Below are 11,035 nucleotides of genomic sequence, written 5' to 3' on the forward strand. Positions count from 1 at the left end.
GGTCAGCCCGCCCCAGCGCCGGCGGCCGGGCCGGCCGCTGCCCCCAGCCGGGCCAGCTCGGCCACGGCGTCCGGCACGCCCTGCGCGGCGGCGCGTTCCAGCCATTGCCGGGCCTCGGCCGGGTCGGTCACGCCGGCCAGTCCACGCAGCAGATAGCGCCCCAGCATCAACTGCCCCAGCGCATTGCCGCGTTCGGCCGCCATGCGGAACCAGTGCTGGGCCTGCGGGCGATCCACCGGCACGTCGTGGCCGCCGCCCAGCAGCGCGCCCAGCGAGAACATGGCATCGACCTGCCCCTGTTCGGCCGCCGCCCGATAGAGCACGGCCGCCGCCGCATGGTCGCGCGGGCCGCCACGCCCGGTCAGCATCAATTGCGCCAGAGCGACCTGGGCATCGGCCATGCCGGACTCGGCCGCCCGCGCGATCCAGCTCCGGCCCGCCGCCGCGTCGGCCGCGCAGCCGCGCCCGTCCAGCAGCATGCGGCCGTACCAATATTGCGCGTTCACCACCCCGTCGGCGGCGCGCAGCATCCAGCCCGCCGCCGCCTGTTCGTCCCGCGCCATTCCCAGCCCCTGGGACAGGCAGATGCTGAAATTGAAGGCCGCGACTGGGTCCCCGGCCTCTGCCGCGTGGGCGAAATACCGGCCGAGATCGCGCCGGTCATCCTCCGACGCATCCTGGTCCAGCAGCAGATTGCCCAGATCGGCGCCCGCCCGCCCGTCGCCCAGTGCCGCCGCCTGCCGGAAACAGCGCGCGGCCTCGGTCACGTCGCGGGGCTGGCCGGCCCCGGTCAGGGCCAGCATCCCCAGCGCCCGCCATGAGGCGGCATGGCCGGCCGAGGCCGCCCGGCGATACCATTGCGCGGCCTCGATATAGTTCGGCGGCAGATCGCCGCCGCTGGCATACCGATCGCCCAGCAGCGATGCGGCCTCGCGATCGCCGGCCAGGGCGGCACGGCGCAGCCAGCTTTCCGCCCGCGTCGCATCGCGGGCGCAACCCCGCCCCTCCAGCAGGGCCAGGCCAAACCGTGCCTGGGCCGCGCGCACGCCGGCCTCGGCCGCACGCCCATACAGCGCAGTGGCCGCCGCGCTGTCGCGCGCCACGCCGCGCCCCTGTTCGGTCAACGCCCCCAGCAGGAACTGCGCCGATCCCAGCCCGGCATCGGCCGCCAGACGCAGGGACGCCGCCGCCCGCGCATGCCCGGCCTCATCGGTCGCCGCCCGCATCCAGACCAGCCCGAGGCCCAGATGGCCCTGCGGACAGCCGGCGGCGGCGGCGCGGGAGAACCAGCCCTCCGCCGCCGCCGGGTCGCGCATGTCGGCCGGCCCGTCGGCGAGGATATAGCCATAGAGCGCCTGTGCATCGGGCGACCCGGCCTCGGCCGCAAGAAGCGCCCAGCGGGCGGCCTCGACCGGGTCCGACACCCGGTCGCCCGGCGTTTCGGCCACCAGGCGCACGCCCTGCCCCTCCGCGCTTTCGCGCGGCAGGCCGAACAGATAGAGCGTGCCCAGCACCATCCGGGCCTCGACCCACCCGGCCTCGGCCGCGCGACGCATCCAGCGCGCACCCTCCACCAGGCTGGGCGGCACGCCGGTGCCATCCAGATAGGCCCGCCCGACCCGAAACTGGGCTTCGGGCATGCCGGCCTCGGCCACGCTGCCCAGCAGCGCCACCCCGGCCACCACATCCCCGTCCTCGATCAACCGCAAGGCATGCGCCAGACGCGCCCGCGACGAAAACCGCGCCCCCAGCGCCGAAAAAACCCGCTTCACGCCCTACCCCGGATCAGACAACTGCCAGAACAGCGCATAGATGTTTCCAAGCGTCCGAACGCAGCGGCCATGAACACCGGACGCACGAAACCCGCCCCAGATCGGATTGAGCCGCGGAGTTTGGACCCGCAAACGTGAGCTGCTGAGCGAGAGCGGCCCAAAGGGCCGCGCCCGGCGTGCGTTTCCGAGCCTCGGCGCGGAGCGACCTCCATGGCCGTGAGCACCGGAGCACAGGAAACGCGCGTTTGCGGGTCCAAACGTAAAACCTGTCCTGCAAGCCATTCTGCCGAGCGAGAGTGCCGCCCAGCGGCACGCCCGGCGTGCATTTCCGAGCATCGGAGCGGAGCGGCCTTATGGGCCGTGAGCACCGAAGCACAGGAAATGCGCGTCGGATCGCCGGCAGAATGGCTTGCAGGACAGGTTTTATGGTTCGCGCATGCCATTGGTCATGGCCGGCACCAGATGATTCATCAGATATTGCATGATGGTACGGCGGCCGACATGGATATCGGCTTCGACCGGCATGCCGGGCTGCGCGTGGAAGAAAGGCGGCACGCCATGCAGCGTGTACCGATCGACCCGCACCCGCGCGCGGTAATAGGCGTCCATCCCGCCGGCGGCATCGGCCGGCTGGGCCGGGGCCGGCGATCCCGGGGCGCCGCGCCCACTTTCACCGGGGGCGAAGGAATCCGCGCTGATGACGCGCACCACGCCTTCGGCCCCGCCATACTGAGTGTACGGGAAGGTCGCGAATTTCAGCAGCACATGGTCCCCCGGCCGGATGAAGCCGACATCGGAGCCCCGGATCGCCGCCTCGACCTCCAGCCCGCTATCGACCGGCACCAGGGTCATCAACTGCGTGCCCGACTGCATCACCGACCCCACGGACAGGGCGGCGATGCCCAGCACCACGGCGTCGCGATCGGCGCGCATCACCACCATGCTGTGCCGCAGCCCGGCCTTGCGGGATTCGTCGCGCGCGTCGGCCAGATGGTGCTGGGCGGTGGCCAGATCCTCATAGACCGTGGCCTTCCAGTTCTGGGCGAAGCCGTCGCGTTCGGCCGTCACGGCCTCCAGCTTGGCGCGGGCGCTGTCGGCGGCCTGATGGGCGGCAATCTGGGCGCGCTCGACCTCCATCAGGTCGTTCTGCGCCGAGAGCGTGGACAGGCGGCTGCCCACCTGGTCGCGTTGCAGGCGCTGGCGCATGGCAAGCACGTCGGCCGCCACGCGGGCACGGGCGCCATACATCGCGGCATCGGCCAGATTGCCCTGCATGTCGCTGCGCGCCCCGGCAATCTGCTTGTCGTAATTCTCGATCCGGGCGGTCAGTTCGGCCCGCCGCCGCGCGAAGGCCGCAGCTTCCTGCATCGCGGCCGGGTCGCCGGGGTTGGGCGCATACTCCCGCCCGTCGGCCTCGGCCGTCAGGCGCGCCACCTGGGCGGCGTAGGCATCGGCCTGCTGGCCCATGTCCTCGACATCCGCGCCGGTCACGGTCGGGTCCAGCCGGGCCAGAATCTGGCCCTTGTGGACGAAATCGCCCTCATGCACGTCGATGGTGCGGATGATCGCGGTTTCCAGCGGCTGGACCACCAGCGTCGCTTCGGTGGAGACCATCCGCCCCTGCGCCGTCACCACCTGGTCGAGCGGGAAGACCGACATCACGATCACGCCCACGATCGCCAGGGCCGAGACGACCCAGACCAGATAGAGCGCCGAGGCGGTGGGCGGCAGGTCGATCAGCGCCAGGCTGGGCGAATGGAATTCCAGCAGGGCGCGCGGCATGTCGCGGTCGGCGGTCTCGGGCAGGACATAGGCTTCGACCGCGTCGGAATCGGGCGGCACCAGGGGGGTGGCGGTCATGGCGCGTCCCCCTCGGCCAGCATCGCCGCCGGATGGGCGTGCGCGTGCGCGCCCGATTCATGCCGGTTCTGTTGCAGCCATAGCGCGCGATAGATCGCGCAGCGCTCCAGCAGGACCGCATGCGGGGCGATATCGACCACCTGCCCCCGGTCCATGACGCAGATCCGGTCGCAATCGACCAGCGAGGACAGGCGGTGCGAGACGATGACCATGGTGCGCCCGCGCGCGATACGTTGCAGGTTGGCGTTGACCACGGCCTCGCTCTCCGGGTCCAGGGCCGAGGTCGCCTCGTCCAGGATCAGCAGTTTCGGGTCGCAGATCAGCGCGCGGGCAATGGCCAGCCGCTGCCGCTGGCCGCCCGAGATGTTGGTCGATCCTTCCTCGATCCAGGTTTCGTACCCGGCCGGCATGCGCTCGATGAATTCCTCGGCCCCCGCCAGCCGGGCAGCCCGGATCACGTCATCCAGCGTCAGGCCCGGCCGCCCGGCGGTGATGTTGTCGCGCACGGTGCCCCGGAACAGGAAATTGTCCTGCAGCACCACGCCGAGCGAGCGGCGCAGATGGGTCAGGTTGATCTCACGCAGGTCCACCCCGTCCAGCCGCAGATAACCGGTATAGGACCGGCTGACGCCCTGGAGCAGGCGGGTGATGGTGGATTTGCCCGACCCGCTGCGCCCCACCAGCCCCAGCGTGCTGCCCGCCGGAATATCGAAGCTGACACCCGACAGGGCGCGCGTGGTGGCGCCGGGATAGGAGAAATAGACCTCCTGGAACGACAGGGCGCCCCGGATGACCGGGCGCAGGCCGGTCGTCAGGGCCTGGCGCTCGGTCGGCTGGTTCAGCACATGGCCGGCCTCGGCCAGCGCGGTGCGTACCTCGCTGAAATCGTCCAGCAGCCGCGCCAACCCCACCAGCGGCGACGCGACACGGCCGCCTAGCATCATGAAGGCCATCAGCGCCCCGGCACCCATGTCGCCGCGATGCGTCAGGATCAGCCACGCCCCCACCAGCAGGACGCCGCGACTGATGAAAAGCTCGAACGGCTGGGCCACGGTCGCGGCCATGTTGCCCATGCGCCCCGCCGCCAGCCCCCACAAGGCGGCCTCCGCCGAGCGTTCGTCCCATAGCTGGCGCCGTGTCTGTTCCAGCGCCAGCGTCTTGACGGTGCGGATTCCGGCTACCGTTTCATACAACACGGCGCCACGCCCCATGTCGGCGGCCATCTTGCGCCCGACCAGTTGCCCGACCGGCCGCATGAAACCGAACACCACCAGGCCGATCATCCCGGCGGCGCCAATGGTCATCCAGGCCATGGGCGGGCTGAAATAGAACAGGAACGGCAACACGACGACCAGCGTGAACAGGTCCAGCACCGTGTTCATCAGCTTGCCGGTCATGAAATCGCGCACCCTGTAGATGGCGGATACGCGACCGATCACCTGCCCGGCCTGCTCGCGCTCGAAGAATTCCAGCGGCAGGGACAGCAGCCGGTCGAACACCAGCAGCGAGATCCTGGTATCCAGCCGCGTCGTCACCACCAGCGCCAGTTCCCGCCGCGCATAGGTCAGCAGGATTTCGTAGAAGCTCATCACGCCCAGGATCGCCGAAACCGAGATCAGGGTGGCGAAGGAGTGATAGCTCACCACCTTGTCGATCACCTGCATGACGATCAGCGGCGGGAAGATCGCCAGCACGCTCAGCACCATCGAGGCCAGCAGGATGTCGCGCATCATCCGCTTCTCGCGCAGCACCATGCGGCCCAGCCACGCGGCGTCGATCGGCGCGTCGGCCTCGCTCTGGTCGCGGCGGCGCTTGACCAGCAGCACGTCGCCCGTCCAGACCTGCGCCAGGCGCAGTTCGTCCAGCGGTACGGGGGGCGTGCCTTCATCACCCAGCGGGTCGCGCAGCCAGACGACGCCACGATCGGGGTCGCCCGCCACCATCAGCCCCGCCGAGCCGTCACGGAACATCAGCACCATGGGCGGCACGCTGCGCAACCGCACCAGGTCACGCCAGCGCAGGCGCATGCCGCGCGCCACCGCGCCATGCTCGTTCAGCCAGCGCGCCAATGAAGCCGGTGAGGGTGTGACCTCGCCGGGTTCGGCGATGAAATCGCGCACATCCATCGACAGGCCATGGAAGCGTGCCGCCGCAATCGCCGCATACAGGCGGATCATCGTCGGCGTCGGCCGCGCCCCTGTCTCCTGATCTGCCCCCTGATCTGGCTGCGCCACGGATCGTCCTTCGCTGGTCCTGATGGCACGATCCTAGGACCGGAAAGACGAATGGACGGTTAATGGGGCCGCTAATGCCCGGACGCGTCCGCCGACAGGCGCCAGACGGGGCGATAACGCGCCACGACCACGCGATTTTCCTCCAGCGCCTGCCGCGTTCCTTCGCGCAGGGCGGCGGGCACCACCACCATCACCCGCGCGAACCACGGGCGCTGGCCGGTCACGCGGGCACGAAACAAATCAGCCAGCATGGCGGCAATCGCGCCATCCGGCGTGCAGCAGACACAGTTCGCGCCATGACCGAAGGGCGTGGGGGCCGGCATGGCGACGATGCCCAGCCACTGACCGCCCTTGCCGCCGCCATCGCCCGCGCCTCCCACGCACAGCACCAGTGTCGCGCCATCGCCGGGCAGGTCGGCGAAAATCGCGTCATCCACAAGGTCCAGTGCGATCAGCCCGTCACCGCGTTGCATGATGCTCCTCCATGCCCGTTCTCGGCCATGATAGATGATCGGGCGCCCGCGCTGCAGACATACAAACTATTTAATTCATGGCCTTTCATTTTCATGGCCTGTTCACGCACGTCACAGGACATGAGCAGAATGAAGGACGCCCTCATGGTCGGCAGTACACTCCCCGCCCAGACGAACATGACGCGGGGCAGCCGCAGGGCGGCGGCCCTGCTCGCGATGGCCATGGTAACAATGCATGGCGCGGCCGCAGCCGACGGCGACGCCACCTCCCGGCCCACGCAATCGTCGCTGATCGTTTCCTACCGCAGCACGCCTGCCGGACGGCCGGCCCTGCTGCACACGTTGCGAGCCCGACTGGCACCCCGCCTGCATGCATTGCAGGCCGAAGGCAGACTGATGCATTACCGCATCCTGTTCAGCCGCCTAGCCGACGCGAATACGTGGGACGCGCTGCTGATCCTCGATTTCCGCACCGACGCGCAAGCAGCCTCCTGGCGGGCAGTCGATGCGGAAACACCGGCCGGGCTGGCCGCGACGGACCTGGCGCAGGTGACAGCCGTGGAAAGCACCCCCTCCGATCCGGTCGGCAAGGGCGGCCCTGCCGATGATGGACCGGACCCGGTCTATATGGTGGTTCCCTATGATTATTTCGTGCCGACGAAGGACTACATCGCCTATGCCCGATCCTATGTCTTTCCGCAGACCGACGGGTGGATCGCGGCCGGCGCCCTGAATGCCTACCAGCTCTACATCGCCCGCTATGGTGCCGGCCGAAACTGGATGTCGATGCTGGTGCTGGCCTATCACGGCGATAACGGGCTGGACCGGCGCAATGACGTCGTTGCCGCCACCCGCAAGGCCTTGAGCGCGAACCCCGACTGGGCGGCAAGGGCAACCGGAAAAGGCCATATCCGCACGGAGAAGGCCGCCATGATCGCTGATCTGATCGCCGGCGGCTGAATCCCTTCGGGAAGATCCCCGGAAACGGCGGGTCCACGACAGTTCCGTATTCCATGAACGTTTTTTGAATATCATTCATGGTCTGGGCATATGTTCTCGTGATGTCCGCCGCGCCCCTTTACACTTCCGGCACAAAAAGGGCCGAAAGGATAACGTGCGATGTCGAAAAGAATGTTCCTGTTCCTGACCCTGTCGGCCCTGGCGGGCGGACTGCCGGTGATCGCCATGTCCGAAGCTGCGGAGACGTCGTTCGCCAATCTGGTGCAGCATGGCGATCGTTCGCGCGGCCGTGATCTGGCGGACAGCATGTGTTCCGACTGTCATAATTTCGATCGTGGCGGCGCGGCAATGATCGGACCGAACCTCTATGCCGTACAGGGCCGGCCAGTCGCATCCATGGCCGATTTCAATTTTTCGCCTGCCCTTCTGGCGCACAAACCGCAGGTCTGGACTGTCGACACGCTCTCCGCCTGGCTGAAGAACCCCGCCGCCTTCGCGCCGGGCACACGCATGGCGTTTGACGGCATCACGGATGATCGGGACCGGGCGGATATCGTGGCCTATCTGGAGAGCCTGTCCGACGGGAAATGATCCGCATCCGTCACCGGGGGCGGAGACGCGGCAGCATCCGCCCCAGCGTATCGTCGCGCCCCACCAGATGATGCCACAACGCGGCGCCGGCATGGCCGCAAGCCAGCACGATGATGGCCCAGGCGCCATAATGATGCAGCCAGGTCAGGGCATTATGCCAGGACCGATCCAGCCGGCAGGCGCCGCAGCTTATGTTGGCGCCAAAGACATAAAGCGGATGGGTGCCCGTCAATCGCCAGGCGACACCATCGATCACTTCGGCAATCAGCAGGCCGTATAAGAGCGCATGAACCCCCGGCACCAGCCGGCCAGGCACGGGCGGCATACCGGCCCGGCGTGTCCAGCGCCAATACAGACGCACCAGAAGAAGCAGCGCGAATGCCACCCCGACACTGGTATGGATATTGCGGGCCATCGTCTTCCATGCCGACCCGTACCAGCCCCAGCTTTCGCCCATGGCGAATTGCAGGATCACGATGGCGGCGGTGATCCAGTGCAGCCGGCGCGTCACAGGATCGTAGGAAAGAGAGGGAGGATTCTGCATCGTGATCATTTCGGTTGGACCGACGGAATCCGATAGCCATCGGTCAGGGTTTTCAAAAAGGCGACCAGGTCATCGACCTCGCGTTCCGACAGGATCGGCCTGCCGCCGCGTGTCTGGGCGGCGAAAGGCATGTCCGCACGGTCCACGTTTCCGCGCAGATCGGGCGGAAGCCCGTCATAGGGCAGCGCCGCATCCTGCCGCCCATACCATCGGCTGGGGTCGGTATCGCGGGTGATGTAGAATTCGACGACGTCGCGCAGGCTTTTCAGCGATCCGTTATGGAAGAAGACATGCCGGCTGGCGACGTTGCGCAGCGTCGGCGTCATGAACAGCCCGCAATAAGCCCGATTGGCCGGGTCGCGCGCCGGGGTCAGGTCGGTGCGCAGCGGGCCGCACAGCCCCATGTCGTAGCCCCCGTGGCCGGCCGGTGCGATATCCGGATTGGCGGGAATGCCGATATCCTTGAAGAAGAAATCCGTGAACTGACCCACCGATGTCGCGCCGTCGCGTCCCGGCCCCTGGCCGGCGGTGTGGCATGATGCGCAGTTCGCACGGTCGGCATCGTTGAACAGCGCCATGCCCCGCTGTTCCTGCGCGCTCAGTGTCACCTGGCCGCGCGTATAGAAATCATATTTGCTGCTATAGGGATGAAAGGACGTATCTTCATGCTGGAAGGCCGCCAGCGCCGTCCCCATCGCCTGGACCAGCCGATCGGGCGTGGCGAATATGTCCGCGCCGAATAATCTGGTAAATATTTGCACATAGTCCGGATTGCGCTGCACGCGCACGCGGACGGCCGCAAGGTCGGGGTTCGCCATTTCGAAAGGGGTGGTCAGCGGGCTGGCCGACTGAGCCGCCACCGACGCCATGCGACCATCCCAATCATAGCCGCCACCGGGGCCGCTGGCCGATTCATCCGGATTCTCCAAAGACACTGAGAAATCCGGATTTTCATCCCTGTATGTCAAGGTCGGAACGGCCCGGATTCCGGCCCGGTCCAGGGCCGCGCCCCCCATCTGCACCGGCCGGGCATTGGCGGGCGCATAATGATTGGCCGGATCATGGCAACTGGCGCAGGATTGCCGGCCTGAGGCCGATAGTCCAGGATCGAAGAATAACAGCCGGCCCAGCCGGGCGGCAGGCGACAGCCCGTCTGCCGCCCGCGCGGTGCCGGCGCCCCAGGGCAGGGTCAGCAGGGCGGCCAGCACGCACCACCCGGCGATCCGCCCGGCGGACCGGCTCGCCGCACCCATGCGCCCCGGCCCGCCTGCCATCAATGTGCCGCCAGGGCAAACATCCTGACCATCGGCACGACCGGCGTCTGCACGAACGAGCCATCGGCCGGCTGGGCCGCCGTTCCGTCATTGGCATGGCCGATATGCTCGGCGATGCCGAACGCATCTTCCATCGTGCGCAGCAGCGAATAGTGATTATAGGGCGTGTCGTCCTGCACGCCGCGCACACCGTGATTGGTGATCACCAGCGTGGGAATGCGTCCGCCACCCTGATTGACCACGCCCTTGTGCGGCTGCCCGGGAGCGACCGGATGATAGCCGCAGCAGCCCTGTACGCCGGCGCCACCGCTGTCATCCTCGTCGAACGTGACCACGATCGCCACATTCTTCTTCGACTTCCACTGAGGCGAAGCCTGGATATGATCCACCAGGGTCTGGACATAATTGTCGCCTGTCGTCAGCAGCGGCGACGGTCCGTAGCCATGGCCCTTGCATTCCGGGTGGTCGTTCATGGGGCCGGACGGACCATGATCGTCATGACACTGGTCAGGCACGAAATAGGCGAAACGCGGCAGCTCGCCCGTCGCCAGATCGTTGAAGAAGGCCTGCTCGCCGCGATTGTGCGCATGGAAATCCGCCGCCTCGCGGATATCGTCGAAATTGACCGACGGATTATGCTTGGACGCATACAAGCCGCGCACGTCGGCAGTGGTATCGTCCGATGCCGGATAGGTGGGCATTTCCGGCATGCTTTCGCCGGTCTGCGGATTGGTGGGCATGCTCTGATTGTACATCGACCAGGAAATGCCAGCCTTGTTCAGTTGCGCGAAGAAATTCGGTCCCGTGAAGTGATGCGCGACATAGGCCTTGTTCTTCTTGATGCCGTTACAGGGCCGGTTCATCGGCGCCATATCCGGCTTGCCGGCCACGATCGCCTTGTCGGCGGGCAGCGCAGTGCCGTCGGCCTGGCAGTACCAGCCATCGTCATCCAGGACACCTTCCTGATCGCCGGCCATCATGGCGATATAGTTCGGTTCGCTGGGGTGGGTAATCCCGTAATAGGAAGTGGCCGAATTATAGGTCCGCGCCAGTTCCGTCATGTGGGGCGAGCTGGCCGGATCGGCACCGATGATTTCGCCATACTGGCGATTTTCCATCTCGATGACGATGATATTGTCGTAATGTGGCACGCCTTCCAGCACCGGAGCTGCGTGATGCGCGGCATGAGCCTGCTGGCCCGCCGCGAGCGCCGAAGTCACGAGCAGAGCAGCCCCGAGACGGCTGAAGATCGATCGCTTGGTCATGGCTACCTTGTTTTTCATTCGTGAAACACTGCCGGGGAGCATGTTTCCTTGCAGGATTCTAT

9 protein-coding genes are annotated in these 11,035 nt (G+C 67.2%); 2 read left to right on the forward strand and 7 right to left on the reverse strand.

The annotated features are described in order from the left end of the window. Nucleotides 1–2: 2 nt before the first annotated feature. The 4 genes from HLH35_RS02585 to HLH35_RS02600 form a co-directional block, all read right to left on the reverse strand. On the reverse strand, nucleotides 3–1,772 hold the full coding sequence (locus HLH35_RS02585) for an SEL1-like repeat protein (protein WP_182977659.1): 1,770 nt from the start codon (nucleotides 1,770–1,772) through the stop codon (nucleotides 3–5). Between the two features lie 423 nt (nucleotides 1,773–2,195). Beyond that, nucleotides 2,196–3,632 carry an HlyD family type I secretion periplasmic adaptor subunit gene (locus HLH35_RS02590; RefSeq protein WP_182977660.1) on the reverse strand — a complete coding sequence of 479 codons (1,437 nt, stop codon included), beginning with the start codon at nucleotides 3,630–3,632 and terminating at the stop codon, nucleotides 2,196–2,198. Next, entirely contained in the window at nucleotides 3,629–5,809 is a 2,181-nt protein-coding gene (locus HLH35_RS02595) for a peptidase domain-containing ABC transporter (RefSeq protein WP_182977940.1), read from the reverse strand. Before HLH35_RS02595 ends, HLH35_RS02590 begins: the two co-directional genes overlap by 4 nt. A 128-nt stretch (nucleotides 5,810–5,937) precedes the next feature. After that, the gene (locus tag HLH35_RS02600; RefSeq protein WP_182977661.1) at nucleotides 5,938–6,339 is read right to left on the reverse strand and encodes a hypothetical protein; all 402 of its coding nucleotides are present in this window, start codon (nucleotides 6,337–6,339) and stop codon (nucleotides 5,938–5,940) included. A gap of 129 nt (nucleotides 6,340–6,468) precedes the next feature. On the opposite strand from HLH35_RS02600, the gene HLH35_RS02605 reads away from it, so the two are divergent. Then, entirely contained in the window at nucleotides 6,469–7,299 is an 831-nt protein-coding gene (locus HLH35_RS02605) for a hypothetical protein (protein WP_182977662.1), read from the forward strand. 159 nt (nucleotides 7,300–7,458) lie between these two features. Next, on the forward strand, nucleotides 7,459–7,890 hold the full coding sequence (locus HLH35_RS02610; protein WP_182977663.1) for a c-type cytochrome: 432 nt from the start codon (nucleotides 7,459–7,461) through the stop codon (nucleotides 7,888–7,890). Between the two features lie 10 nt (nucleotides 7,891–7,900). On the opposite strand, the gene HLH35_RS02615 is transcribed toward HLH35_RS02610, so the two are convergent. Genes HLH35_RS02615 through HLH35_RS02625 form a run of 3 tightly spaced genes read right to left on the reverse strand, consistent with a single transcriptional unit; the run spans nucleotide 7,901 to nucleotide 10,973 of the window. Continuing rightward, nucleotides 7,901–8,434: a cytochrome b gene (locus HLH35_RS02615; protein ID WP_182977664.1), complete on the reverse strand. Its 534-nt coding sequence runs from the start codon at nucleotides 8,432–8,434 to the stop codon at nucleotides 7,901–7,903. A 5-nt stretch (nucleotides 8,435–8,439) separates the two neighbouring features. After that, nucleotides 8,440–9,708: a cytochrome-c peroxidase gene (locus HLH35_RS02620; RefSeq protein ID WP_220790508.1), complete on the reverse strand. Its 1,269-nt coding sequence runs from the start codon at nucleotides 9,706–9,708 to the stop codon at nucleotides 8,440–8,442. Beyond that, a complete protein-coding gene (locus tag HLH35_RS02625) occupies nucleotides 9,708–10,973 on the reverse strand; it encodes an alkaline phosphatase family protein (RefSeq protein WP_182977665.1) in 1,266 nt (421 codons plus the stop codon). The genes HLH35_RS02620 and HLH35_RS02625 overlap by 1 nt, the downstream gene beginning before the upstream one ends. Nucleotides 10,974–11,035: the final 62 nt, after the last annotated feature.

This window comes from Gluconacetobacter asukensis (assembly GCF_014174375.1).
Classification (GTDB): Bacteria; Pseudomonadota; Alphaproteobacteria; order Acetobacterales; family Acetobacteraceae; genus Gluconacetobacter; species Gluconacetobacter asukensis.